Origin of the sequence: Candidatus Rhodoblastus alkanivorans, assembly GCF_022760755.1 — a bacterium.
GTDB lineage: Bacteria > Pseudomonadota > Alphaproteobacteria > Rhizobiales > Beijerinckiaceae > Rhodoblastus > Rhodoblastus alkanivorans.
Genome location: NZ_JAIVFP010000001.1, coordinates 859790 through 884586, shown reverse-complemented (window position 1 = coordinate 884586; position 24797 = coordinate 859790). Strand labels below are relative to the sequence as shown.

The 24797-nt window shown below is 64.5% G+C and carries 20 protein-coding genes; 8 read left to right on the top strand and 12 right to left on the bottom strand.

Annotated elements, in window-relative coordinates:
* Positions 1-2: 2 nt before the first annotated feature.
* The 4 genes from K2U94_RS04135 to K2U94_RS04120 all read right to left on the bottom strand — a co-directional run bounded on the left by K2U94_RS04135 (position 3) and on the right by K2U94_RS04120 (position 4620).
* Positions 3-1805: an ABC-F family ATP-binding cassette domain-containing protein gene (locus K2U94_RS04135; protein ID WP_243065996.1), complete on the bottom strand. Its 1803-nt coding sequence runs from the start codon at positions 1803-1805 to the stop codon at positions 3-5.
* Positions 1806-1977: 172 nt separating this feature from the next.
* Positions 1978-3480, bottom strand: a complete 1503-nt coding sequence (locus tag K2U94_RS04130) for a TadE/TadG family type IV pilus assembly protein (protein WP_243065995.1) — start codon at positions 3478-3480, stop codon at positions 1978-1980.
* A gap of 40 nt (positions 3481-3520) precedes the next feature.
* Entirely contained in the window at positions 3521-4042 is a 522-nt protein-coding gene (locus K2U94_RS04125; protein WP_243065994.1) for a TadE/TadG family type IV pilus assembly protein, read from the bottom strand.
* 44 nt (positions 4043-4086) lie between these two features.
* Complete coding sequence (locus K2U94_RS04120; protein ID WP_243065993.1) at positions 4087-4620, bottom strand: TadE/TadG family type IV pilus assembly protein; 534 nt, start codon at positions 4618-4620, stop codon at positions 4087-4089.
* Between the two features lie 512 nt (positions 4621-5132).
* Between K2U94_RS04120 and pgi the strand changes: the two genes are divergently transcribed.
* Both pgi and K2U94_RS04110 read left to right on the top strand, forming a co-directional pair.
* Entirely contained in the window at positions 5133-6779 is a 1647-nt protein-coding gene (gene pgi / locus K2U94_RS04115; RefSeq protein ID WP_243065992.1) for a glucose-6-phosphate isomerase, read from the top strand.
* A gap of 16 nt (positions 6780-6795) precedes the next feature.
* The gene (locus K2U94_RS04110) at positions 6796-7056 is read left to right on the top strand and encodes a hypothetical protein (protein ID WP_243065991.1); all 261 of its coding nucleotides are present in this window, start codon (positions 6796-6798) and stop codon (positions 7054-7056) included.
* A gap of 3 nt (positions 7057-7059) precedes the next feature.
* Here the strand turns inward: K2U94_RS04110 and K2U94_RS04105 are convergent, their stop codons facing one another.
* The 5 genes from K2U94_RS04105 to K2U94_RS04085 all read right to left on the bottom strand — a co-directional run bounded on the left by K2U94_RS04105 (position 7060) and on the right by K2U94_RS04085 (position 11031).
* Positions 7060-7392 carry an HPr family phosphocarrier protein gene (locus K2U94_RS04105; RefSeq protein WP_243065990.1) on the bottom strand — a complete coding sequence of 111 codons (333 nt, stop codon included), beginning with the start codon at positions 7390-7392 and terminating at the stop codon, positions 7060-7062.
* Positions 7389-7790, bottom strand: a complete 402-nt coding sequence (locus K2U94_RS04100; protein ID WP_243068802.1) for a PTS sugar transporter subunit IIA — start codon at positions 7788-7790, stop codon at positions 7389-7391. Before K2U94_RS04100 ends, K2U94_RS04105 begins: the two co-directional genes overlap by 4 nt.
* Before the next feature lie 193 nt (positions 7791-7983).
* A complete protein-coding gene (locus tag K2U94_RS04095; protein ID WP_243065989.1) occupies positions 7984-8418 on the bottom strand; it encodes an HPr kinase/phosphorylase in 435 nt (144 codons plus the stop codon).
* A 56-nt stretch (positions 8419-8474) separates the two neighbouring features.
* Complete coding sequence (locus tag K2U94_RS04090) at positions 8475-10223, bottom strand: sensor histidine kinase (RefSeq protein ID WP_243068801.1); 1749 nt, start codon at positions 10221-10223, stop codon at positions 8475-8477.
* A gap of 112 nt (positions 10224-10335) precedes the next feature.
* Positions 10336-11031, bottom strand: a complete 696-nt coding sequence (locus K2U94_RS04085) for a response regulator transcription factor (protein ID WP_243065988.1) — start codon at positions 11029-11031, stop codon at positions 10336-10338.
* A gap of 112 nt (positions 11032-11143) precedes the next feature.
* Here K2U94_RS04085 and K2U94_RS04080 point away from each other — a divergent pair, with 112 nt between their 5' ends.
* From K2U94_RS04080 to K2U94_RS04070, 3 genes are all read left to right on the top strand, one after another.
* Positions 11144-11914 (top strand): HugZ family pyridoxamine 5'-phosphate oxidase, encoded by a 771-nt coding sequence (locus K2U94_RS04080; protein WP_243065987.1) that lies wholly within the window; start codon positions 11144-11146, stop codon positions 11912-11914.
* Between the two features lie 125 nt (positions 11915-12039).
* The gene (locus tag K2U94_RS04075) at positions 12040-13653 is read left to right on the top strand and encodes a phosphoenolpyruvate carboxykinase (RefSeq protein ID WP_243065986.1); all 1614 of its coding nucleotides are present in this window, start codon (positions 12040-12042) and stop codon (positions 13651-13653) included.
* Positions 13654-13880: 227 nt separating this feature from the next.
* The gene (locus K2U94_RS04070) at positions 13881-14165 is read left to right on the top strand and encodes a hypothetical protein (RefSeq protein ID WP_243065985.1); all 285 of its coding nucleotides are present in this window, start codon (positions 13881-13883) and stop codon (positions 14163-14165) included.
* A 68-nt stretch (positions 14166-14233) separates the two neighbouring features.
* Here K2U94_RS04070 and K2U94_RS04065 read toward each other — a convergent pair whose 3' ends face one another.
* Positions 14234-15928 carry a PHA/PHB synthase family protein gene (locus tag K2U94_RS04065; RefSeq protein ID WP_243065984.1) on the bottom strand — a complete coding sequence of 565 codons (1695 nt, stop codon included), beginning with the start codon at positions 15926-15928 and terminating at the stop codon, positions 14234-14236.
* Between the two features lie 333 nt (positions 15929-16261).
* On the opposite strand from K2U94_RS04065, the gene K2U94_RS04060 reads away from it, so the two are divergent.
* The 3 genes from K2U94_RS04060 (at position 16262) to K2U94_RS04050 (ending at position 21864) form a co-directional block, all read left to right on the top strand.
* Positions 16262-18523, top strand: coding sequence for an exopolysaccharide transport family protein (locus K2U94_RS04060; RefSeq protein WP_243065983.1), 2262 nt, complete (start codon positions 16262-16264; stop codon positions 18521-18523).
* 100 nt (positions 18524-18623) lie between these two features.
* Positions 18624-20069 (top strand): oligosaccharide flippase family protein, encoded by a 1446-nt coding sequence (locus tag K2U94_RS04055; RefSeq protein WP_243065982.1) that lies wholly within the window; start codon positions 18624-18626, stop codon positions 20067-20069.
* Between the two features lie 460 nt (positions 20070-20529).
* The gene (locus tag K2U94_RS04050) at positions 20530-21864 is read left to right on the top strand and encodes an NAD(P)/FAD-dependent oxidoreductase (RefSeq protein ID WP_243065981.1); all 1335 of its coding nucleotides are present in this window, start codon (positions 20530-20532) and stop codon (positions 21862-21864) included.
* A gap of 156 nt (positions 21865-22020) precedes the next feature.
* Here the strand turns inward: K2U94_RS04050 and K2U94_RS04045 are convergent, their stop codons facing one another.
* On the bottom strand, positions 22021-23673 hold the full coding sequence (locus K2U94_RS04045; RefSeq protein WP_243065980.1) for a glycoside hydrolase family 44 protein: 1653 nt from the start codon (positions 23671-23673) through the stop codon (positions 22021-22023).
* Positions 23670-24602, bottom strand: a complete 933-nt coding sequence (locus K2U94_RS04040) for a glycosyltransferase family 2 protein (protein ID WP_243065979.1) — start codon at positions 24600-24602, stop codon at positions 23670-23672. The genes K2U94_RS04045 and K2U94_RS04040 overlap by 4 nt, the downstream gene beginning before the upstream one ends.
* Between the last annotated feature and the right edge of the window lie 195 nt (positions 24603-24797).

Genomic DNA, 24797 nt, shown 5'->3' with positions numbered 1-24797 from the left:
TTCTATCCGCTGAGTTCTTCACGGAGGATCTCCAGCTCCAGCCATTGATCCTCGGCCGCCGCCAGTTCGGCCTCGGTCCTGGCGAGCAGCGCCGTCGCGTCATTGAACCTTTTCGGATCGCGGGCGTAAAGCTCGTGATCGGCCAGAATTTCATGGAGCCTCAAAGCCGCCGCGCGCAATTTCTCCATCTTTTCCGGCAGCGTCTCCAGCGCGTGCTTTTCCTTGAAACTCAGCCGGCGTTTTTGTTCCGCGCGCGGCGCCTCGACCCGCGCCGGCTTTTTTTCGGCCGGCTTCGGCTTGGCGGCAGGTCCGACGCCAGCCCCGCGCTGCGCGACCATGTCGCTATAGCCGCCGGCATATTCGATCCACTTTCCTTGGCCCTCGGCTGCGACCACCGAACCCGCGACCCGGTCCAGGAAGTCGCGGTCATGGCTCACCAGCAGGATGGTGCCGGGATAATCGCCGAGCATTTCCTGCAGAAGGTCGAGGGTTTCAAGGTCGAGATCGTTGGTCGGCTCGTCGAGCGCCAGAAAGTTCGAAGGCAGCGACAAAGCGCGGGCGAGCAGCAGCCGCGCCCGCTCGCCGCCGGAAAGCTTGCCGGTCGGCGTGCGGGCCTGTTCGGGCGCGAATAAAAAATCCTTCATATAGCCGATGACATGCTTCTTCTCGCCATTGATCTCGACCCAATCCGAACCGCCGCCGGTCAAAGTGTCGGCCAGCGTGGCGTTGGGGTCGAGGGCGGCGCGGCGCTGGTCGAGCGTCGCCATCTGGAGATTGGTCCCGAGCCTGATCGTCCCGGAATCAGGTTCCAGCGCGCCGGTCAGCAGATTGATGAGCGTCGACTTGCCGGCGCCGTTCGGCCCGACCAGCGCCAACCGGTCGCCGCGCAGCATGCGCAGGCTGAAATTCCTGACGACAGCGCGGTCGCCGAAGCTCTTTGAGACATTCTCGGCCTCGACCACCAGTTTGCCGGAAACCTTGCCCTCGGCGACGCTGATCTTGACCTCGCCGACTGATTTTTTGGCGTCGCGCTTCGCCTGGCGCAGGGTGGCGAGGCCGGCCATGCGGCGGACATTGCGCTTGCGCCGCGCGGTGACGCCATAGCGCACCCAATGTTCTTCGGCCGCGATCTTGCGATCGAGCTTCTGGGCGTCGCGCTCCTCCTGCTCCAGCAGCGCGTCGCGCCAGGTCTCGAAATCCCCAAAACCCTGGTTGAGCCTTTTGGTGACGCCCCGATCGAGCCAGATCGTGACCCGCGACAGATTTTGCAGAAGGCGCCGGTCGTGGCTGATGAGGACGAGCGCCGAGCGCAGGCTCGCCAATTCGCCTTCCAGCCATTCGATCGCCGGCAGGTCGAGATGATTGGTCGGCTCGTCGAGCAGCAGAATATCCGGCTCGGGCGCGAGAGCGCGGGCGAGCGCGGCGCGGCGGGCCTCGCCGCCCGAAAGATTCTGCGGGCTTTCGTTCCCGGTCAACCCCAGCGCATGGAGCAGATAATGGGCGCGATAATCCCCGTCGCTCGGCCCCAGCCCGGCGACGACAAAGGAAAAGACATCGTCGAAGCCCGAAAGGTCCGGCTCCTGCGGCAGATAGCGCACCGTCGCGTCGGGCTGGAAAAAACGCTCGCCCTTGTCCGGCTCGATCTCGCCGGCGGCGATCTTGAGCAAGGTCGATTTGCCCGAGCCGTTGCGCCCGACCATGCAGATGCGGTCGCCGCGCTCGACGACGAGATCGGCGGCTTCGATGAGCGGCTTGCCGCCAAGGGTCAGACCGACGCCCTGCAGGGCGAGAATGGGAGGAGCCATGGAGGCATGAAACGCAAAACGGCCGCCAGGGCAAGGGGCGATGGAACATGCCATTCGCTGGCGGCGCAGATGCGATGGCGGCCACCGCCGGAAATACGCTGAAAGCAAAAGTCGAACGCCGCCCGAATTTGACGGCGCCCGACTTCATTTCGGTGGATCGCGCGGCCTATTCTTATTGGACGAGATGCGGCGCGGAATTGACCGCGTTGATGAATAATTGATTCAATGCCGCCGTGATGTCGCCGTCCGTGCTGACCTCGGCGAAGAGCTCCGGCGACGATGCGCAGCTCTGCAGGTTGCTTGAGACCTGAGACATGAACGGCGCAACGGTATTATTGTACCAGGAATTGCTCGTCACCGGATAATAAGTCGTGTAAAGCACCGCGATGCGAATTCCGCGCGCCTTGATGGTCGAACAAAGAACCGTGTTCACGGGTTGCTGGCAACGGTAAAAATTGCCGTAACTGTTCGAAAAGCTCCAGACTTGCGATGTATTGCAAGAACTGTTCTTGTAGAGAGCAACGTCGTCGACGCCGTCGGTGACGATCAGCAACACGCCTTGTGGCGAATCGCCGGCATTATTGGTGCCGCTGCCGGGATTGGCCATGACTTTTGTGTTGTTCATGGTTGTAAGCGCGTTATTGAAATTGGTGCCCGCGTCATTATTGTACGTTTTCCCCGAGAGGGTGACGGTCTTATAGGTGCTGGTCCCGGTTGGGTAGGTATAGGATGAGCCGCTCGCCAGATAGCTGTTGTCGGCCATCAATGGCGGCGTGATCGCTGAAATCGCCTTCTGCATCGAGGACACGTTCGCATCCGTCACCGGCTTGAGAGCCAAAAGTTGCGTGGCGCCGTCGCTGAAAGTATGTGCGGACATCTGATAGGCGATTTGCTGGCCAGGCGGCGCCGAACTATTGTATTGATCCATCAAGTTGTTTGCGGTCGTGACGAGGCCCTCGGCCGCCTGACGCACATTGTCGATTCGCAAGGTGATCCCGTTTTTTTCCGCATAGGTGTAGCTGTCGTTCGTGCCCCAGCCCGGATAATGTGAAAGTTCGGGATCCTTGAAATCCGTTTCATGGCAGGCGAGGGCGCAACCGGTGTTTTTCACCATCGTATTGATCCCCGCCGTGGTCGCGGGAAGCTCCATCGAGGGAGAGGAATCCAGCAGCACATAGAAATTGATATTGGGCGCCGTGGAGACATTGGCGACCGACGAGATGGTGAATTCGGTTGTCGGGCTGTGTTCCAAAGTACCGAAAAAGTTGTTGACCGAGACCGTCGCAGTGACTGTGACCGTGCGCAATTTACTGTTCATCACGATCGAATCGTTCACGTTCACGCACAAGCCCGTCGCGCCCGCAGTAGTACCTGTAGTACCTGTCGAGCAATAGCTACCGTTATTGTAATTGATATTGGCGCCATTAACCAGCGCCGCTTGAGCCTTGAACATTGCGATTGCAGCGGCCTGGGCGGTGGTGGTGTCTGCCGCGAACATTGCGGGGGTGGTCGCGGCGAGCGCGGCGGCGTCGGCCACCGCGCTCATCCGTCCGTGAATCATTGCGTCGCGTGTATAATCGATCGCGATCCCGCCCATGAGCATCATCGGAATGACGGCGAAGCCGAAAATAATCGCGACATTGCCGCGACGGTCGCGCGAAAAGCGGCCGAGCAATTTCCTGCATTTTTCTTCGATATGCTTGCTCATGTGAGCCTCAATTCGTGTAGGGAACGGTCGAGGAAATGCGTGGATTTTCGTAAAACGTGGAATTGAAGACCGTTGGGCTGACGATGATCCCATTGAAAACTGGGGTGAAGGTAAAGCTCACGCTCGCATATATGATCGATGTATTCGCCTCCGCCAATCCGGCCGGCAAAGTGACCTTGGCCCCCTGCGACAAAGCCGTGCCGTTAATGGCCTGGCTCCAGGTCACGGTCGTTTTGCCGGAGCCGTCCGTGGTCAGTTCCGCGACGACGACCGACGTGTTGGACATGTTGTAGGGCGACACGATCTGCGCCGATGCGTTCAGGATCGCCGTCATAAGGCTGGCGTTGACCGATGGCTGACGGGCGACGAGGTCGGCGATCGTATGAGCGGTGATCGTAAGCTTGCGCTTCGTGCTCATCGCATCAGTGAGGTTATATTCGCCTATGAGGAGCAGCAGGGCGATAGGGACAACCAAAGCGAATTCGACGGCGGTCACGGCGCGGCGGTCGCGCAAGAAGCGCGACGCCATCGACAAGCGCCTCATCCATGGCCAAGGACCGAGCGACCGCATTTTCAATTTCCCGCCCCCTGCAGGTTGTAAGGTTCGACCTGGAAAACCGCGGTCGACATCAAGAGACGCTTTCCGTTGGAGAGATTGGCGAGGTTGAGGCCAAGCGGCCCGAGATAGACCGGAAACTGATACATCACCCGCAACACGAGAATGCTTGCCGCGCCGCCGGTCTGGAACTGCCAATTGTTGGTGACCTTGCCATTCGAATCATAGGTCAAGGTCGGCGCGGACAAATTGGCCGACGAGAAGGAAGAGACATCCTGGAGATCGACCATTACGCCGCTGGGGCAAGTGAAAAAAACCGGCAGATTTGGACAAATGGCGGAGGTAAACTGGCTCGCGGTGAGCCCGGCGTTTTGCACCTGGCCGGTCAACAATTGCCGCGCGGCCTTCTCCGTCGCCGTCTCCAACAGATTGTCGGCGAGGTAAACTATGCCGATCTGGAAAATGGCGAAGAGAATTGCAAAAAACGGCAATGCGATCAGGGCAAATTCGAGCGACGCGATGCCACGCCGGTTGGCGATGAATGAAGTCAAAAGCCCGCGGCCGGATCGCGCCATCTTATACACAGCATCTGTCCATTCGATGCGCGCCACCTGATTGACCCGCGTTACGCGAGAAAAGCGCTCGAATGCTAATGTTGAGTTACATGAACGATCCAAAAACGGCTTGATTCGCCATGTTTTTTGTGATGACATCATTCATTGGGAAAGACAGTTAATAATATTTTGTGTTAAACAATATTTGTAAAAAGCGAATGCAGCCCCCTTCGCGCCGCAGATTTCTCATCAATACTTCATTGACGAGAAAGGGCTTTTGGCGCGAACGCGGCGCCTGCCGCTTCCGCCGCAGCGCGCAGCAGGAAAAGCTTCGCCGTTAATTCTCGTTTGTCCCACGTCGCGGGCTAAGGTCCGGACTCATGACCTGTCGCAGACGGTCGCCGGGATGGAAACGGCCATTGGCGAAGGCCGATTCGCCCCGACTGTTTTTTTCGTGAACCGCGGGCTAAGGTCCGATCCGACGAAAATCATCACTTCAAGGTTTCGAGATGGATCGCACCGCCGTCGCCGCCGCTTTCGCCGCGCTGGAAGCCCATCGGGTCGAAATCGCGGCGCGGCGAACAGTCGAATTCTTTGCCGAAGACCAGAAAAGATTCGAGCATTTCTCTGTCCGCCTCGACGATCTGCTCTACGATTATTCGAAGAACCGCCTGACCAAAGCGACGCTTGGGCATTTGTTCGATCTCGCCCGCGCGGCAAGGCTCGAAGCGCGGCGCGAGGCTTTGTTTTCCGGCGACAAGGTCAACAATACCGAAGACCGCCCCGCCCTCCACATGGCCTTGCGCAATTTCTCCGGGGAGCCGGTGCTGGTCGATGGCGCGGACGTCATGCCGGCGGTCGAGGCCGAGCGCGCCAAAGTCGCCGCTTTCGCCGCGGCCGTGCGCGGGGGGGCCATCCGCGGCGCGCGCGACGATAATTTTACCGATGTCGTGAATATCGGGATCGGCGGCTCGGACCTCGGCCCGGCCATGGCGGCGCGCGCCCTGTCGCCCTTCACGTCGCCGGAGTTGCGGGCGCATTTTGTCTCCAATGTGGACGGCGCCGACATCGCCGACACGCTGGCCGCCCTCGACCCGGCCCGGACCCTGTTCATCGTCTCCTCAAAAACCTTCACCACCCAGGAGACCATGGCCAACGCCGCGAGCGCGCGGGCGTGGGTCGTCGCCTCCCTGGGCGAGGCGGCGACAGCCGATCATTTCGCCGCCGTCTCGACCAGACTCGACAAGGTCGCCGCCTTCGGCATCAGGCCGGAACGGGTGTTCGGCTTCTGGGACTGGGTCGGCGGGCGCTATTCGATGTGGTCGGCGATCGGCCTCAGCCTCGCGCTCGCCATCGGCCCGGAAAGATTCGAGGATTTTTTGCGCGGCGGGCATGACGTCGACCTTCACTTCCGCAACACCCCGCTTTCCCACAACATCCCCGTCCTCATGGGCCTGATCGGGGTCTGGCATCGCAACATCTGGGATTTTCCCGCCCAGGCCATCATTCCCTACGACCAGCGCCTTGCCCGTTTCCCGGCCTATCTCCAGCAGCTCGACATGGAGTCGAACGGCAAGAGCGTGACCCGCGACGGCGCGCCGTCGCCGCGCGCCACCGGAGCCATCGTGTTCGGCGAGCCCGGGACCAACAGCCAGCACGCCTTCTTCCAACTGCTCCATCAGGGCACGGAAGTGGTCCCGGTCGATTTCCTGGTCGCCGCCGAGCCGATCCATGCCGACGAAAAGCATCACGAATTGCTCGTCGCCAACTGCCTCGCCCAGAGCGAGGCCTTGTTGCGCGGGCGAAGTGAATGGGAAGCGCGCGACATCCTGCGCGCCCAGGGTTTTTCCGCGGCGCGAATCGACGAACTTGCTCCCCACAAGACCTTTTCCGGCGACCGGCCCTCCTCGACCCTGCTCTATCGCCGGCTCGATCCGCGCACTTTGGGCCGGATCGTCGCGCTCTATGAGCATAAGGTTTTCGTCCAGTCGGTGATCTGGGACATCAATCCCTTCGATCAATGGGGCGTGGAGCTCGGCAAGGAATTGTGCAACCGGCTCGCGCCGCTGGTTTCCGACGCCAGCGCCGATCTAGCCGGCCTCGACGGCTCGACCGCCGGGCTGATCGCGACGCGGCGCGCGTTGACGGCGAGCTGAGAGAAGACCGTCCGCCATGAGTCGCGGCCAGAAGAAATATTGGTTCCCGGCCAAACGCTACGGCTGGGGCTGGGGTCTGCTGGGAACATGGCAGGGATGGCTCGTTCTTGGCGCCTATTGCGCCTTCGTGGTCGCAAGCATCGTCGTTTTCCCCCCGAATGCGGCGCCAGCGGCTTTCATTCTCGCCAACTGCCTTCTCGCCTCGGCGTTCGTGGCGATCTGCCGGCTGACCGGCGAGCCCCCGCGCTGGCGCTGGGGCGATCGCGACGAGGATTAGCGCCTATTCGTCCTCGCCGAATTTATTGGCGATGAGCGCCGCGAGCGCCTCCACCGCCTCCTGCGCCTGCGGGCCGGTCGCAGCGACCGTGATGGTGCTGCCGATCCCCGCGCCAAGCGTCAGAATGCCCATGATCGACTGGCCGCCGACGGTCTCGCCGCAGCGCGACACCGTGATCTCGGCTTTGAATTGTTCGACGCAATGGACGAATTTCGCCGTGGCCCGGGCGTGCAGCCCCTTGCGGTTGACGATTTCCATCTCGCGGGTTACCGCGCCCTCAGGGGGTGGGGGGGTCGGCGGGCAACCGCAGGGGCCGGCGTTGTCCAATTGGCTCATTTCCCACAAAGAATCTTGCTGGCGACATAAATATATTTTCGTCCCGCCTCGGCCGCCTGGCTCACGGCCTGTTCGATCGGGGCCTCGTCGCGCACCGAGGCGAGCTTGATCAGCATTGGCAGGTTCACCCCGGCGACCACCTCGACATGAGCGCCGTTCATCACCGAAATCGCGAGATTGGACGGCGTTCCGCCGAACATGTCGGTCAGGACGACGACTCCGCCGCCCGAATCCACCCGCGCGATGGCGTCGATAATGTCGCGCCGGCGGACTTCCATGTCGTCCTCGGGACCGATGGTGATGGTCGCCAACTGAGATTGCGGCCCGCAAACATGCTCCAGCGCCGCGCGAAACTCCGTCGCCAGATGGCCATGTGTTACTAGCACCATGCCGATCATCGACAATTACCGTCCTGTCCTCCCCCGCGCCGGGTTCCCACCCGCGCCGGACGGCGCGCGGAGGGCCAGCGGGTCGGCGACGGGGCGAAGCGCCCCCTCTCAAAGCCGCTCCAGCCGCCATGAAATCGCCGAATTCCAGACCGGCCATTTTCGTGTTTGCAGCGCACTTGGCAAGCGAAATGAGCGATTGGCGTCAATTTGTCGAAACTTCGTGCAGGAATGCCACGATGGCCGCGACCGAACGTTCCGTCGCCCGCGCCGGCAGGCGCAGGAGGGGAATATCGCGCAACCCATGGAAATCGCAAGTTAATTCATTGGATTCCGGCATCCTGGAGCAATCGGCCCGCTCCTGATCCGATTCGAGATCGACGATCAGGGCGAGAACCGCGTTTTGTTCGAAATCCTGAGGGAGGAGCCCGATGCCGCGCCATTCGGCAAGGCCGGCAACGGCGTGATGCGGGCTCAGCACCGCCCTTCCGCCGCGAATACGCGCGAGCACGCAGTCGTCGCCCACCAGACGGGCGAAATCGCCACGGCGACGCCAGGCATCGACCAGGGCGAGCGCCAGACTCGACTTGCCCACACCCGACCGCCCGCGAATCAAAACACCCTTCTCGCCGAGCGCCACGGCGTTGGCGCTGATTCGAAAGGGTGGATCAGCCTGCTGTCGCGCCATCGCGCGCCTCATTCCGCCGCCGGCAGGAAGACGATGAAGCGGGCGCCGAGCGTTGCGCCTTCTTCGTCCATGCGGTTTTCAGCGCGGATGGTCCCGCCATGGGCCTCGACGATCTGGCGCGAGATCGAGAGGCCGAGGCCGGAATTCTGACCGAAGCTCTGGTTGGGGCGGTCGGTGTAGAAACGCTCGAAGATCCTCTCGAATGCATGAGCGGGAATGCCCGGCCCGTCGTCGTCGACGACGATCTCGAAACCGGCGCGCCGCGCTTCCGCCTTCTCGCCCACCTCGCGGGCGCGGCGCACGGTCACGCGCACCTCGCCGCCCTCTTCGGAGAAGGTGCGGGCGTTGTCGATCAGATTGTTGAAAACCTGCCCGAGCCGCGAATCATGGCCGAACACCAGCCAGGGGCGAGACTGCGCGCCCGGGGCCGCATCAGCCTCGACTTTTACGCGCACCTTGACCCGATCCTCGCGCTCGACCTCATTGGCGGCGTCAACCAGGGCGCGGACGAGCTTGGCGACGTCGAGCGGCTCGCGGTCGCCGCGCGCGAGTTCGGCGTCGAGCCGCGAAGCGTTGGAAATGTCCGAGATCAGCCGATCGAGCCGGCGCACGTCGTGCTGGATCACCTCCAGAAGCCGCGACCGCGCGGCGTCGGTCTTGGCGATCGGCAGGGTTTCGACCGCGCTGCGCAAAGAGGTCAGCGGATTTTTCAGTTCATGAGCGACGTCGGCGGCGAAGCGCTCGATCGCCTCCATGCGTTTGAACAAAGCGCCGGTCATGTCGCGCAAAGCCCCCGACAAATGGCCGATCTCGTCGTTGCGGTCGGTGAAGTCGGGAATTTCCTGTCGCGACTTGACGCCGCGCCGCACCCGGTCGGCGGCCTCGGCGAGCCGGCGCATCGGCTCGGCGATCGTCCCGGCGAGCGCCGCGGAGAGCAGGAACATCACCGCCGCCGAAACCAGGAAGATGCGCACCAGGGCGCGGCGTTCGCCGGCGATGGCGTTGTCGATGTCGCTGCCCTGCGTCGAGAGCAGCAGCGCGCCGCGCACGGTGCGGAAGCGCTGGATCGGCTCGGCCACCGTCACCACCGTTTCGCCGCGCGAATTGACCCGAACGAAGGATTTCTCGTGGCCGTCGAGCGCGGACGCGACTTCGGGATAGCGGCGGCCGTTGGCGACGCCGATGTCCTGATAGAGCGGCAGATGATCCGTATTGATATTGCCGTGGAACAGGTCGCGCAGCCATTCGAGCCAGTGTGGAGCCTCCTCCTGGCCCGGCGGCGGCAATTCATTGCGCAATATGTTGGAGCGGACGGCGAGCGAGCGCGAATCGAGCAGCAGATAGCCGTCGCGGTCATAAATGCGCGCGCGGGTCTTGGTCGGCGAGACGAGGCGGCGCAGGAGCGGGCCGACCCGATCCGGGTTGATCGAGAATTCGAGCCCCGATTCGGATTCCTGATCGAGCCCGTAGCTCTGGCCGGGGGCGAGCTTCAAAAGCTTTTCCGGATCGATGGTGATGGCGTCGGCGTCCACTGTCGCCGACGATGCGATGGCGGCGGCGATGATCTCGGCCTGGGTGGTGAGGCTCTGGACGCGGGCGTCGATCAGGCCCTGGCGGAACTGGTTGAGATAGAGAAAGCCGACCAGCAGAGCGAACAGGCCGCCGAGATTGAGGAAAACGATGCGGCGGGTCAGCGACGAGGAGAAACGCGACACGAAACGCCGCAAAACGGCGCGCACGGCGACCGCCCGGCGCATGACGCTCGGTCGCGACGGCAAGGCGCGGCGCGCCCCGTCCGGCCGCTGGGGCGTTTCGTCGCTCTCCAGATGTTCCGGACCGACGCGCTCGTCCACAGCCGCCCCCGTGGCGTTACTCCTTGAAACGATAACCGACGCCATAGAGCGTTTCGATCATCTCGAATTCATCGTCCACCATCTTGAACTTCTTGCGCAGCCTTTTGATGTGGCTGTCGATGGTGCGGTCGTCGACATAGACCTGGTCGTCATAGGCCGCGTCCATCAAGGCGTTGCGGCTTTTGACCACGCCAGGACGCGTCGCCAGCGCCTGAAGGATCAGGAATTCGGTGACGGTCAGCACCACCGGCTCGCCCTTCCAGGTGCAGGCGTGACGCTCGGGATCCATTTTCAGGTTGCCACGCTCCAGGATCTTCGCCTCGGTCTCCTTCTGCGCCGCCGCCTCCTTGGGATTGGCGCGGCGCAGAATGGCCTTGACCCGTTCGACCAGCAGGCGCTGCGAAAAAGGTTTGCGGATGAAATCGTCGGCGCCCATCTTGAGGCCGAACAATTCGTCGATCTCCTCGTCCTTGGAGGTGAGGAAGATCACCGGCATGTCAGATTTCTGGCGCAGGCGGCGCAGAAGCTCCATGCCGTCCATGCGCGGCATCTTGATGTCGAAGATCGCCATGTCCGGCGGATTGTTGCGCAAGCCTTCGAGCGCCGCCATGCCGTCATTATAGGTCTGAACGCGATAGCCCTCGCCTTCCAGGGCGATGGAGACCGAAGTCAGGATGTTGCGGTCGTCGTCCACAAGCGCGATGGTCGGCATCTCAACCTCTTTTTCTGGCGCGGGCGTGGTCGAAACGGCGCCGCGAACATTATATAGGAGTCTGCGCCTGAAATTCACGCCGTTTTCAATGAACAGCCCATGAACGCCGAAAATGAACGCTTCTGACGACGCGCCGAAGGCCCCCTTCGCCCCCCTCGCCCAGAACACCTTCGACGGCCTCGCGCTGGCCAAAAAGCTGTTGCGCGCGACGCCCGCCGCCGCCCTCGCGACTTTGGCGCGCGACACGTCCTATCCCTTCGCGACCCTGACCAGCGTCGCAACCGACAGCGACGGCGCGCCGCTCCTTCTCCTTTCGGAGCTCGCCCATCACACCAGAAATCTGCGCGCCGACCCGCGCGCCTCGCTGCTTCTGGCCGAAGGCGGCAAGGGCGACGCGCTCGCCCATCCGCGCCTGACCGTCGTCGGGCGCCTCGCGCCGACCGCCGACGCGCGGGCGCGGGCGCGCTTCCTGCGCCGCCATCCGAAATCGGCGCTTTACGCCGATTTCGCCGATTTTTCCTTCTGGCGGCTGGAGCCGGAGGCCGCCCATCTCAATGGCGGCTTTGCCCGCGCGGCCGATTATCCGGGCGCCGATCTGCTCGCAAATATCAGCGACGCCGAAGCCCTGCTCGCGGCGGAGGAGACGCTGCTCGACGAGATCAACGCCTGGACGCGCGAGGCGCGCGGCGAACTGGCGCGGGCCGCGGGCGAGGACGCCGCGTTCAACTGGCGAGCGGTCGCGCTCGACCCGGAAGGGCTCGACCTCGCCGCGCCGCAATTGGCCGCGCGGCTCGCTTTCGCCCATCGGGCGGCGGCGCCCACGGCCTGGAGGGAAGCGCTGGCGCACACGTTTCCGGCTGCGCCCGAGACCGGCCGCGTCTGATGGGACAAAGCCGAAACTCGTTCTTTTTTCTCACTTGCACGGCTTTCGGACGGCGCGTAAACCGCCCCGGTCATTAGAGAGAGATTGCACGCGCTGAAGATTTACCGCGCGGCGGGAGTGAAAACATGGCTCAAACGGGTATTTTTAATCCGGAATTTCCAGTCGAATCCTTCGGATTCAAAAACCTCGGGGAAGTTTATTACAACCTGACCGCGCCCGCGCTGTACGAGCATTCCCTGCGCCGCAATGAATCCGTGCTCGCCGCCGGCGGCGCCCTGGTCGCCGAAACCGGCGCCCATACCGGCCGCTCTGCCAAGGACAAATTCGTCGTCCGCGACGAGACCACCGAAAACAATGTGTGGTGGGAGAACAACGGGGCGATCACGCCGGCCCATTTCGACGCCCTGCTCGCGGACTTTATCGCGCATGCCGAAGGCAAGGACCTGTTCGTGCAGGACCTTTACGGCGGCGCCGACCCGGCGCATCGCATCAAGACCCGCGTCGTGACCGAATATGCCTGGCATTCGCTCTTCATCCGCAACCTGCTGATCCGGCCTGCCGCCGAGGAAACGCTCGCCAATATCGCCGAGCTGACCATCGTCGATCTCCCCTCGTTCCGCGCCGATCCCAAGCGCCACGGCTGCCGCAGCGAGACCATCATTGCCGTCGATTTCGCCAGGAAGATCGTGCTGATCGGCGGCACCTCCTATGCCGGCGAGATGAAGAAGTCGGTCTTCACCTATCTCAATTATGTCCTGCCGACCGAAGGCGTCATGCCGATGCATTGCTCGGCCAATGTCGGCGACGGCCATGACACGGCGATCTTCTTCGGCCTGTCCGGCACGGGCAAGACCACGCTTTCCGCCGATTCCAGCCGGACGCTCATCGGCGACGACGAGCATGGCTGGTCGAAGGAAGGCGTCTTCAATTTCGAGGGCGGCTGCTACGCCAAGGCGATCAAGCTGTCGCGCGAGGCGGAGCCCGAAATCTACGCCACCACCGAGCGTTTCGGCACGGTGATGGAAAATGTCGTGCTCGATCCGGAAACCCGCGCTCCGGATTTCGACGACGGCAGCAAGACCGAGAACACCCGCGTCGCCTATCCGCTGGACTTCATCCCCAACGCCTCGGCCACCGGGCGCGCCGGCCATCCGAAGAACATCGTGCTGCTGACCTGCGACGCCTTCGGCGTGCTGCCGCCGATCGCCAAGCTCGACGCCTCGCAGGCCATGTATCACTTCCTGTCCGGCTATACCGCCAAGGTCGCCGGCACGGAAAAGGGCGTGACCGAGCCCTCCGCCACCTTCTCGACCTGTTTCGGCGCGCCCTTCATGCCGCGCCATCCGTCGGAATATGGCAATCTGCTGCGCGAACTGATCGCCAAGCATCACGTCGATTGCTGGCTGGTAAACACCGGCTGGACCGGCGGCAAATATGGGACGGGCCGCCGCATGCCGATCCGCGTCACCCGCCGCCTGCTCGCCGCCGCGCTCGACGGCTCGCTGAACAAGGCCGATTTCCGCACCGATCCCTATTTCGGCCTCGCCGTGCCGGCTTCGGTGCCGGGCGTCGAGCCCCATATCCTCAATCCGGTCAAGACCTGGGCCTCCAAGGCGGAATTCGCCGAGACCGCGCAGAAGCTGGTGAAATTGTTCCGCGACAATTTCGTCACCTTCGAGCCGCATGTCGACGCCCAAGTCCGCGACGCGGCTCCGGCGATCCAGATCGCCGCCGAATAACAGATTTCATTGGCGCCTTTCGGAACCCCGCCGGACCGCCGGCGGGGTTTTTCGTTCAAGGCGGCGTGAGCGTTAATGTCCGGTTCAGGCTGTAATATTCATTCTAATAATGTGATCGTAACGACACGCTGAAAAACCTTTTGCGTCTTAATGACGCCATTAAGGAATCGGAAACCGTCGCCTGTTGTTATCGTCTCAACAGTTGATCTGGGAATGTGAGAAACAAAATGCGTATCGGCTCGTCCAAGGAACTGCAAAACGAGACCCTGACCTCTCTTGGCAAGATCAGCGCCGCCTCCGACTGGCGCGGCGCGGGCGACGCCGGAGACGCCAATGTTTTCAAGCTCAAAGCCCTGCGCCAGCTCATGCGGGCGGCCGAGGACTATGACGCCGACGCTCTTCTCGACGTCGATTACACCGAGGAAACTCTTGCGCGCGCGGAACATCCCGGCGCCGCCCCGCTCAAGCGGGTCTGCGCCACCGCCGTCGCGGTGAAGCTCAAGTCGGCCTGACTCGGCCGGCCCCTCAAGCCGCGGGCGCCGCCAGAGCGGCAAATAGCTCGCGGCGTTCCGCCTTCGCTTCAGCGTTGGTGGACATACGTTCCCGGGGCGTCGCACAAAGCGGCGCCCATGGGCGGCGGCGGACCGAACGCGCCCGAATGGGCGTCGAGCCAATCGGCGAAAGTGGGCCACCACGAGCCGGGATGAACGCTCGCCCTGGCGAGATAATCCCGCGGCGCCGGCGCGCTCCGCCGCGGCCCGAGATCGAGCAGGCGGTAGGACCTTTTGCGATGGCCAGGCTCGCTCACGATGCCGCCATTATGTCCGCCCGCCGCCAGCAGGAAGACGACGTCGCCCGAAACGAACCGACGGATCTTGTAGACCGAGCGCCAGGGCGCGACATGATCGCCCTCGGTTCCGACCGCGAAGACCGGCGCGTGGATGTCGTCGAGGCGCACCGGCTTGCCGCCGGCCTCGAAACGGCCTTCGGCCAGATCATTGTGCAGGAACAGCGCGCGTAAATAGGTCGAGTGCATGCGACAGGGCATGCGGGTGGCGTCGGCGTTCCAGGCCATCAGATCGTTGGTGTGGGCCTTTTCCCCGAGCAAATAGCTCTTGACCATACGTGACCAGATCAGGTCGCGGGCGCGCAACATGCTGAAAGCGCCGGCCATCTGGCTGGCGTCGAGATAGCCCTGCCGGGCCATGATGCGGTCGAGCTGGTCGAGCTGCGTCTCGTCCACGAAGATCTGGAGTTCGCCGGCCTTTGTGAAATCGGTCTGGGCCGCCAGGAGGCAGAGGGTCGCGAGCCTGTCGTCGCCGTCGCGCGCCATGGCCGCGGCGGCGACCGACAGCAGGGTGCCGCCGAGACAATAGCCGAGCGCATGGATCTTCTCCGCGCCGCCGATCGCCGAAACCGCGTCGAGCGCCGCCATCACGCCGAGCCGGCGATAATCGTCGAACGAAGTCTCCGCCATTTCCGGCCCTGGATTGCGCCAGGAAATGCAGAAAACGGTGAAACCGCGCCCGACCAGATAGCGGATGAGGGAATTGTGCGGCGAGAGGTCGAGAATGTAATATTTCATGATCCAGGCCGGGACGATCAGCAGCGGCTCTGGACGCGTCTGCGGCGTCTGCGGCGCATATTGGATCAACTCGATCAATTCGTTGCGCAGAACGACCTTGCCCGGCGTCGCCGCGACGTCGCGCCCGACCACGAATTCCTCCGCCGCGGCGGCGGTCTTGGGGTCGAACTCGTGGCGCAGGTCCTCCAGCCAATGCTGGTAGCCGCGCACGAAATTGAGCCCGCCCTCCTTGAAAGTCGCGCGCAAGACTTCGGGATTGGTCCAGGGGAGGTTTGAGGGCGAGAACGCGTCGAGCCATTGCCGAGCGGCGAAAGCGGCGAGCCTGGCGTGGCGCGGGGAGACCCCCGGCGTGCTGAGAATGGCGGAATTGAGCCAATCCTCGATGAGAAGAAAATTGCTGGCGAAGAAATTGAACGGCGCGACGCCCCAGGCCGGATCGGCGAAGCGATGGTCTTCCTTGTCGGCCTGTGGCCGGCCCCCGGCTTCGAGCGCATACAGGCTCTGGCGCGCCGCCGCTTTCGCGACCTCGGCGGCATAGCCGGGCGCTGTCGCGGCGTGGCTCAACACATCGGCGACGGCGGGGCCGAGCGCGGCCGGCGACAGCGGACCGCCCGGAACGTCAAAGGCGAAGGGGCTCGTTTCGCACGCCGTTTCGTCTGATTTGTTCCGCGGCGTTTTCGTTTCGGTCATGAACATTCTCGCGGGCGGTTAGCAGGCCGGATACGGCTCCGGTTTTGATCTAAACCACGATGTCCGGGCGATTCCAAGTCCGCTGGCCCGGAACCCCGAGGCGCCAGGACCGCCGCGCGGACCGCGAAGAGCGCAGCCGCGGGCCCCGCATTCGCGGCGCAAGGCTGCAAGCCGGGAAAAGGCGCGGATGGTTTCAACCGCCGGCATGGAATGACCAGAAAATTGCATGGGGACTGGAATACAACGCCAGCGGCAAGCCGTTGTTAACCATGATCGACGAAGCTGGCGAGGACGCGCCCGGTAGCGTGGCCGCAGTTCGTTTTCAGGAATGTCATGACCGTTTCGCATGCCACGGCCTCGGGAGTGTCCGGCGCGCCCTCCATGACGCCGGAGACGATCGAGCCTGAGCTGGCCGAGAGCGGCAATCCGTGGCGCGACGCCGCGGTCCTGCTCGGCCGGCGCGCCGGAAAACATTTCAGAACGATCGTCGCCGCCGGCCTCATCTGCGGCGCGCTCGCCGGCATGGCCAAGCTGATCCTGCCGACGACCTACAAGGCGAGCGCGCAAATCCTGATCGACCCGCAGGAATTCCGCTCCTTCGACGCCGATCAGGCGCCTTCCGCGCTCGACGCCAATGCGGCGATCAATTATGTCGAAAGCCAGATGGGGGTGATCGGCTCGGAGCGCGTGCTGCTCCGCGTCATTCACCAACTCGGCCTCGCCGGCGCGCCGCCGCTCCAGCCGGACGCCGAAACGCCGCCGGAAAGCCCCGAGGCGCGCCGTGCGCGCGAACTTGCCGAAACCAAGACCCTGCTCGTTCTCCAGAGGGAGATCGCGATCACCCGCGCCGAGCGCAGCTTCCTGGTCACGATCACGGCGGCCGCCAAAAGCCCCGAGCGCGCCTCGGAACTCGCCAACGCCGTGGTCAAGGCCTATGGCGACGTCAACGCCATCGACCGCATGGCGTCCGCCCGGCGCCTCGCCGCCGACCTCAACATGCGGGTCGAGGATTTGCGCCGCCAGCTCGGCGACTCGGAAAGCAAGCTCCTCAATTTCAGGGTCGCGCATAATCTTGTCGGCATGAATGACAAGGCGATCTCGCAGCGGCGGATCGCCGAGACCACGGATGCCCTCACCGCGGCGGAAAATCGCGAGGCCCAGGCCCGCGCCCGCCTCAAACAACTCGAAGCCTCTCCCCGCGACGTCGGCGCGGTCGCGTCCTTCGGCCCCGACCCCGAGTCGCGGCAATTGCAGCTCCTCATCGAAAGCCGCGCCGCCGCGCGCAACGAACTCGAACAATTGCAGGGCACGCTCGGCGACCTCTATCCATCGGTGGTCGCCGGCAAGGCGAGGTTGCGCGAATTGGACCGCCGCATCGCCCAATCGCTCGCCGGCTTGCGCCGCTCGACCAAGGCCCAGCTCGGCGAAGCCCAGAGCCAGGTCGCGGCGCTGTCGAAGCAGCTCGACGGCCTCTCCGCCGAAACCACCCGCGCCCGCGAATTCGAGCCCCGGATTCAGGAGATGGAATCGGACATCGAGGCCAAGCGCAAGTCGCTCGCCATGTTCCAGACGCGCTGGCGCGAAGCCGACGACATGAGCCGGCGCGAAGCCCCGAATTTCCGCATCATTTCGCCGGCCCGCGCGCCGAGCGCCAAGAACAAGGCCGTCAGCATGGCCTTGTGGACCGTCGCCGGCGGCGTCGTCGGCGCGGCCCTCGCCTTCGGCGCGCTGGCCTTCGCCACCATTTTCGAGGCGCCGGGCGCGGCGCCCGCCGCCGATGACGAAGACGGCGAACAGGCGCGCGACGTCTTTGACGAAGAAGGCGGGAAGGAAGACGCCGCCCGCGAGGCGCTTGCGCCTTCGAGCCAGCCGCTCGAATGTCTCGGCGACCTGCCAGTGATCGCGCCCGCCGCCGGGCCGCCAGGCGACGGCGCCGCTTTCCTCAGCGAGGCCCGCAAAAGGCCTCACTCACCCTTTTCGGAAACGGCGCGCGCAATCTACCGCCGCCTGCGCGAGGAAAACGACAGGCGCCGCGATCCCGAGGACGAGCGCCCGCTGGTCGTGCTGGTTGCCGCCACCTGGCCTCAGGCCGGCGCCTCGACGCTCGCCGCCAATCTGGCGCGGGTCGCGGCGGCGGAGGGCGATCGCGCTCTGGTGATCGACGCCCATTCCGCCCATCCGGCGCAGGATCAGGCTGTATCGCCCAACGCCCCGAAAACCCTGATCAAACTGGCCGGCCGCATCCGCCCGCTGGTCCGGCTCGCGCCCTTTTCGCAATCTCTGAGCCTCATTCCGGCCTGGGCCGACGAGGAGCGGATTTGCGCGGAGATCGCCGAAGACAGCCTTTACCGTCCGGTCGCCGGCATCAACGACCATTTCGATTTCGTCGTTCTTGACGGGCCGGACGCCAGCGACGAGGAAGGGCTTCGCGCGCTCGTCCCCGCCGCCGACCAGATTCTGCTGGTCGTCTCGCGCGAACCAGGCGACGAGGCCGACGCGCCACGCCTGCTCGCGCGGCTCGGGTCGCGGCCCGGCTCCTTCGCCGCATATGTCCGCGCAGCGCCGGGCATCAGCGCCGAATCCGCGGCGGCCTGAAGCCCGCATTAACCGCCCGGCGCGAAAAACACGCCCCGCGGCCGGCCCACGCCTATAATGATGGCGGGTCACGACGGCGCAAGCCGCGCCGGGAGCGGAAATGCGTCATCGTCTCATGAAATGGCTGAGCTGGTCCGGCATGGACGCCATCGGGCGCCTCGCCATGCTCACCGCGAGCACGGCGGTCTTGTCGCGCTGCCTTAGCCCCCATGATTTCGGCGTCTCCGCGCTGGCGCTTACCGTCGTCACCGTCGCCAGCGTGCTGGTCGGCGCGCCTTTCGAGGAGGCTTTGGCCCAGCGCAAGGTTCTCCGCCTCGCCCATCTGCGCGCCGCGCTTTCGGCGAGCTGGCTGGCGAGCCTCGCCTGCGTCCTGCTCGCCATTCCCCTCGGCTTCGTCCTCGCCCGCGCCTATCACGAGCCGCAATTCGTCTGGCTGCTGCCGGTCGGCATGATTTCCGCCTTTTTCTCCGGCCATGCCGATATCGTCACCGGATTGATCCGCCGCCAGCGCCGTTTCGCCGATCTCGCCAAGGCGACTTTGTTCGGCAACGCCATCGGCATAGCCGCCTCGGTCGCGCTCGCGCTCGCCGGCGCCGGCGTCTGGGCGCTGATCGCCCAGCGCCTTCTCGTCGCGGCCGCCCGGGCGGTCCTGCTGCAGGCGGGCGCCAATGTGCTCATCCTGCCGAGCCGCTCGCTCGGCGCCCTGCGCGACCTCGCGCGCTATGGCGGCGTGTCGCTCGCGGACCGGCTGATCGACAATCTGACCTATCTCGTCTTCAACTATGCCGTCGGCGGGCTCTATGGCCTCAATGTGCTGGGCTATGTGAACATGGCGATGCGGCTGGTCGAGCCCTTGCGCTCGGCGATCGGCGCCACCGGCCACAATCTCGCCTTTTCCTTCCTTACGCGCCTGCAGGAAGACCCCGAACGGCTGAGCGCCCGCGCTCGGACCATCGTCTCCCACGCCGCGCTCGCCATCGCCCCGGTTTTCGTCGGCCTTGCCGCAGTGACTCCCATTCTGCTGCCGCTGATCGCCGGCCCCGGCTGGGACGAGGCCGTGGTCATCGGCGCGTGCCTCGCGCTCGGCACGGCGATCTGCCTGCCGGCTCGGCTCGTCATTACCGCCCTGTGCGCGCGCGGGCGGCCGGAATATAGCCTGGTCGCCAATATCGCCGCCTTCGGCCTCACCATGGCGGTGCTGGTCTTCGCCGCCGGCTTCGGCCCGGTCAGCGTCGGCCTGTCGCGCATCGCCGGCGACATGGCCCAGGCGGCGGTGGCCATCGTCGCGGCGCCCCGCCTGCTCGGCTGGTCGCGGCGCGAACGTTTTTTCGCCTTGGCGCCGGCCTGGGCTCTGGCCGCCTTGATGGGATTGGTGGTGACGCGGCTGGCGCCGGTCCTGCCGCATTTCAACCGGCCGGCGTCGCTGGCCGTGCTGATCGGCGCCGGCGTCGCGGTCTATGCCGTGTTCCTCGCCCTCTTCGCCCGTCAAAAGCTCGCCGGCCTGACCGGCATACTCGCCCTGCGCGCGCGACCGGCGCAAAGCTAGCCGTTCCAATCAAAGATTCGAGGCTCGAACCAAACCGTTCCGATGCGGTGGAATCGACCCTAAGCGGTCGGACGCCAAAACTGAAGTCAACGGTCCAGCCGATATTCCGGTCGAGCCGAACGCCAAGGCCGTCGCCATTTCTTATAAATCGCTTCGGGTCGCGTCCAGGAGCGGCATCGCGGTCGGCGCCATATTGATGGGGGCTACGAAACGGGCGCATATTTTTGCCGCCTTCGACCGTCGGCCGCGCATCGCATGCGGCAAAGTCGGCGGGCGCCGCAAGGCTGCCTGATAAGTTGGCCAACGACACGATCCAGAAAAGCGGAAGCCGGGTCTCGGAAAATATCGCAATCAATCCAAAAAGTTCCTGGCCCTGCGTTTCCGCGCGAACGCAACGTCCTTTAGCCAACGGTTGACGGGATCGAGCAAGCCCGCGCCCAAGTTTTCATCGGAGAGGAACATGACCAACGCGGAAGAGCGTTTGGAGCACGGCCATCGCGTCGTCATCGTCGGTGGAGGCGCAGGCGGTCTGGAGCTTGCGACAAGGCTCGGCGACAAATACGGCCGCAAAGGCGTGCTTGACGTCACGCTGATCGATCGAAGCCGCACACATGTCTGGAAGCCGAAGCTTCACGAGATCGCGGCGGGAAGCATGGACATGTCGGAGCATGAGGTGAACTATCTCGCCCACTCGCATTGGCATGGATTCCACTACCGCATCGGCGAGATGATCGGCCTCGACCGCGAGAAGCGCGAGGTCCATGTGGCGCCTTACGTGGATTCCGAGGGCAGAGAGGTCACGCCGAAGCGCTCGTTCGGCTATGACACGCTGGTGATCGCAATCGGCAGCCAAAGCAATGATTTCGGCACGCCGGGCGTGAAGGAATTCGCGATGAAGCTGGAAGAACAGGCCGACGCGACCCGGTTCCACGAGCGCATGGTGAACGCCTGCATTCGCGCGCACGCCCAGCAGACGCCATTACGGCCGGAGCAGCTCAAGGTTGCGATCATCGGCGCGGGAGCGACCGGTGTCGAACTGGCGGCGGAGCTGCATCGAACGACGCGCGAGGTCGTCGCCTACGGCCTCGATCGGGTGGACCCGGACAAGGACATCAAAGTCACCGTCGTCGAGGCGGCCGACCGCATTCTCACATCGCTTCCGATGCGGCTCTCGACCGCGGCCGAAGATTTACTGACGCGCCTGGGCGTCCAGGTATTGACCGGCGCCAAGGTCGCACGCGTGCTGCGCGACGGCGTCGAACTGGTGGATGGGCGCGTCATCCCCGCTGAGCTGGTGGTCTGGGCGGCGGGCATCAAGGCGCCGGATTTTCTGAAAGACATTGGCGGACTCGAAACCAACCGCATCAACCAGCTCGTGGTCAAAGCGACGCTGCAGACGACGCGGGACGAGAATATTTTCGCCTTCGGCGACTGCGCCGCCTGTCCCTGGATCGGGCACGACGGCGTCGTGCCGCCGCGCGCCCAGGCGGCGCACCAGCAGGCTTCGCATCTCTATGCCCAGTTTCGGCGACGCCTGGTCGGCAAGCCGTTGCAGGACTATCGTTACCGCGACTTCGGCTCGCTCGTTTCTCTCGGCGAGTTCAGTACGGTCGGCAGTTTGATGGGCGGCCTGATCGGCGGCAGCATGATGGTTGAAGGCTTTTTCGCGCGCATGATGTATATGTCGCTTTACAAGATGCACGAGCTGGCCCTTCACGGCATGGCCAAGATGACGCTCGACACGATCGCACGCATCATCACGCGGCGCACCGAGCCGGTCGTCAAGCTTCACTGAAACCCCCGACGCGGGGGGCGCGCCGAGCCCGGCGTCGCTGGCGGCCTGTCCGTCCATTTGGTCAGCGGCCGCTTTCCTGAATATGCCGGCCTTGCGGCGGACGACGCCTTTCCGCCGAAGAATGTCATTTGCCGGTGGGAGCCGAGCCTCGGATTTTTACCGCGAGTTCAGGACATAGCGGCGCGCGGAAAATTCCGGCGTGGTGAGCCGCAGGACGAGGTCTGAATCGTCGCCCGGTTCGTCGAGGAAGCTGCATTGCCGCCGGATCTGGTCGAAGCCCAGCGTCCCGCGCAAGGCGGCGGGACGGTTCGACGCGAAACGCAGGTCGAAAATGATCGGCCGCGCGGTTTTGTTGATCGCGACCAGATCGGTCAGGCCGTTGGAGCCGCGCGCGGCGAAGAGCGAAAGCCCGGGGCCGGCGCCGCTCTCGACCGGAAGGCTTTGCGCGCCAAACGACTGACCGTCGGCGTCCTTCATGCGATAAAGCCGGAAGGCCTCTCCGACCCAGCCCGCCAGCGCCCCCCAATGGGCCGCGACATTCACGCCCGAGCGCCCGAAGCGGCCGAGGGCGTCTGCGACCCCAAGGCCGGTCGAGAGCTGGCCCGGTCCGCCATAATTATATTCGCCGATCGACAGGCCGAGGCCGGGGAAATTTTCGGCGATGATCTCGCGCAGGCTCGGCAGCAGCGGCAGGCGCAGTCCTGACGAAGAACCGCAGCCGAGCAGGTCGCTGACCCAGGACTGTTCGCAAAAGCCCGGCTCGTCGAGCGAGCGCGGCGCATCGAGGATTTCCGCGGCAAGCGCGGGATTTTCGGAGCCATAGAGCGCGCCGCGCCGGTCCTGGGGATACCAGTGGACGTCGAGCAGATCGAGCAGGCGAACGCCCTTGCGCTCGGATTCGGCGCGGAAGGCCGCGAGATAGGCGGCAAGGAAAGTGCCGTGGGACTTGTAGTCGCCCCAGTCGGGCGCGTTCTGGAAATTGAGGAATTCGGGCGCGCCCCAGCTTGCCGGGCCGAGCACCCAGGCCTTGGGATCGATCTTCTTGATCACGGCGGCCGCGCGCAGGGATTTTTCGATCAGGCCTTTGATGGTCGGCGGGCTTTTCACGATACGGGGATGAGTCTGCGGCCAGAGCCCCGGCTCGTTGTCGAGATAATAGCCGCGCACGCCGCCCGCATCCGCGCCGCCATGCTCCGCGACGAGGCGCTTGACGAAGGCCGGAATATTGACGCCGCGCGACAAATCTTCCTTGTCCGACCAATCGACCGCGACGAAACGCGGCGACGGCGCCGCCTCGCCCGGCGGCACCGCGCCGTTGAAATCGGCGGCGACATAGCCCGCGAGCGGCAAGGTCAGCAGGCTCTTCGCGCCGACCTTCCCGCTATTGGCGAGGAAAAGTTCGACAACCTCGCCGGGACGGCCCCAGTCCGCCTTCGGCGCGCCGAGAAAGCCGAGCAGGCCCGCATTATTGGCGTGCTCGTAATCCTTGCCGGAATTGGCGGCGTTGTCGCGCCAATTATAGGTCGTCATCAGATTGCCGCCCAATCGGCGGATGGTCACGCCGGCGAGGCGGTCATATTCGACGCTCGGCTCGGCGCCGTCCATGGTTCCGATCTCGTTGGAGCCATAGATGAAGGGGTCGATCGCCGTTCCGGGCGCGCGGTCGTCGATGCGCACGGCGGCAACCCCGGCGTCGGCGGGAGGCGCCGCCTTCGACGGCCCGGCGGCGAGACGCAAACCGCCCGCCGCGACGCCGCCGGCGCTCAAGATCGCGACCATGCCCCGGCGCGAGATTTTGCCGTCGCTCAAGACACCAGTCCCCGGCCGTAAAGCGCCGGCCGGAAACGCGGCGCCCAGAAGATCTTGCCGAGACCGCCATGGACGCGCGCCGCCATTTTCTGGCTCAGTTCGGCGCCAAAAGGCGCCGCGGCCAGCGCCGCCGCGCCAAAGACGAGGGTTTGCGCGACGCCGACCGCCATCCACAAGGCGATGACGCCATAATGGCCCGGATGGATCATGTTCTGGACAAAGACCCTGATCTGGCCGCTGACGAATTTGCGTTTTTTGACATAGGCCCAGGTCAGGCGCCGTTGCGGGGCCCATTCGCGAACCAAAGCGCGCGGCGCGAAATGAAAGCGCCGGCCGCATTTCACCAATTGTTGCAGCAGCAGGCTGTCCTCGCCGCCGACCTCGTTGAGGCGCGGATCGAAATTGACCGGAGCCGACAGGCAGGCGGCGCGGTCGAACATGGAATTATTGGTGCCGAGAAAGGCGGCGAGATCGGTGATGTCTGCGCCCTCGGGGCGGCGGATGCGGCGCTCGAAAAAGGGCGCGAAGGCGCCGATGTCGCCCCCGCCCTCGGCGCAGGCCTCGATCGGCCCGAACACCGCGTCGGCGCCGGTGTTGCGGGCGACCTCGACCAGAGCGGCGAGCCAGAGCGGGGCGGCCTCCTCGTCGTCGTCGAGAAAAGCGACCCAGCGCCCGCGCGCGGCCGCGACCCCGGCGTTGCGGGCGTTGGCCACGCCCGGTCGCGGCTCGCTCACATAGATCACGGGAAAGGGCGCCTCCTCGGCGAGCGCCTCGACGGCGGCGTGGGCGTCGGCCTCCGCCGAATTGTCCACGACAATGACTTCGACCGCGAGATCGCCTAGGTCCGTCTGACTGAACAGGCTTAATAGCGCCCGACGCAGGGGCTCCGGGCGATGATATGTGGGGGTGACGACGCTGACGCGATCCATGATGAGCCCCGGGCGAGGGAAACGCGGAAAAACCGCCGCGTCGCGACCTGAAGGCTAGGGCGGCGCCGTTGAAAAGATCGGCGCGAAAATACTTAAAATTTGATCAATTCCATTAACCTGAAAGGCGCCATGACTCGTAAAATGAGCGCGATTCAGCATGTCCATTCACCAAGGAAAGGCGCGGCTTGAGGCTAT

Bases quoted from the DNA above. Each gene is read 5' to 3' on its own strand.
- K2U94_RS04125 (WP_243065994.1), bottom strand. From the start codon at position 4,042: ATGGCGTCGCGCTTCTTGCGCGACCGCCGCGCCGTGACCGCCGTCGAA.
- K2U94_RS04135 (WP_243065996.1), bottom strand. From the start codon at position 1,805: ATGGCTCCTCCCATTCTCGCCCTGCAGGGCGTCGGTCTGACCCTTGGC.
- K2U94_RS04050 (WP_243065981.1), top strand. From the start codon at position 20,530: ATGACCAACGCGGAAGAGCGTTTGGAGCACGGCCATCGCGTCGTCATC.
- K2U94_RS04055 (WP_243065982.1), top strand. From the start codon at position 18,624: ATGCGTCATCGTCTCATGAAATGGCTGAGCTGGTCCGGCATGGACGCC.
- K2U94_RS04075 (WP_243065986.1), top strand. From the start codon at position 12,040: ATGGCTCAAACGGGTATTTTTAATCCGGAATTTCCAGTCGAATCCTTC.
- K2U94_RS04090 (WP_243068801.1), bottom strand. From the start codon at position 10,223: ATGCGCCGGGCGGTCGCCGTGCGCGCCGTTTTGCGGCGTTTCGTGTCG.
- K2U94_RS04060 (WP_243065983.1), top strand. From the start codon at position 16,262: ATGACCGTTTCGCATGCCACGGCCTCGGGAGTGTCCGGCGCGCCCTCC.
- K2U94_RS04040 (WP_243065979.1), bottom strand. From the start codon at position 24,602: ATGGATCGCGTCAGCGTCGTCACCCCCACATATCATCGCCCGGAGCCC.
- K2U94_RS04070 (WP_243065985.1), top strand. From the start codon at position 13,881: ATGCGTATCGGCTCGTCCAAGGAACTGCAAAACGAGACCCTGACCTCT.
- K2U94_RS04080 (WP_243065987.1), top strand. From the start codon at position 11,144: ATGAACGCTTCTGACGACGCGCCGAAGGCCCCCTTCGCCCCCCTCGCC.
- K2U94_RS04085 (WP_243065988.1), bottom strand. From the start codon at position 11,031: ATGCCGACCATCGCGCTTGTGGACGACGACCGCAACATCCTGACTTCG.
- K2U94_RS04065 (WP_243065984.1), bottom strand. From the start codon at position 15,928: ATGACCGAAACGAAAACGCCGCGGAACAAATCAGACGAAACGGCGTGC.
- pgi (WP_243065992.1), top strand. From the start codon at position 5,133: ATGGATCGCACCGCCGTCGCCGCCGCTTTCGCCGCGCTGGAAGCCCAT.
- K2U94_RS04110 (WP_243065991.1), top strand. From the start codon at position 6,796: ATGAGTCGCGGCCAGAAGAAATATTGGTTCCCGGCCAAACGCTACGGC.
- K2U94_RS04105 (WP_243065990.1), bottom strand. From the start codon at position 7,392: ATGAGCCAATTGGACAACGCCGGCCCCTGCGGTTGCCCGCCGACCCCC.
- K2U94_RS04100 (WP_243068802.1), bottom strand. From the start codon at position 7,790: ATGATCGGCATGGTGCTAGTAACACATGGCCATCTGGCGACGGAGTTT.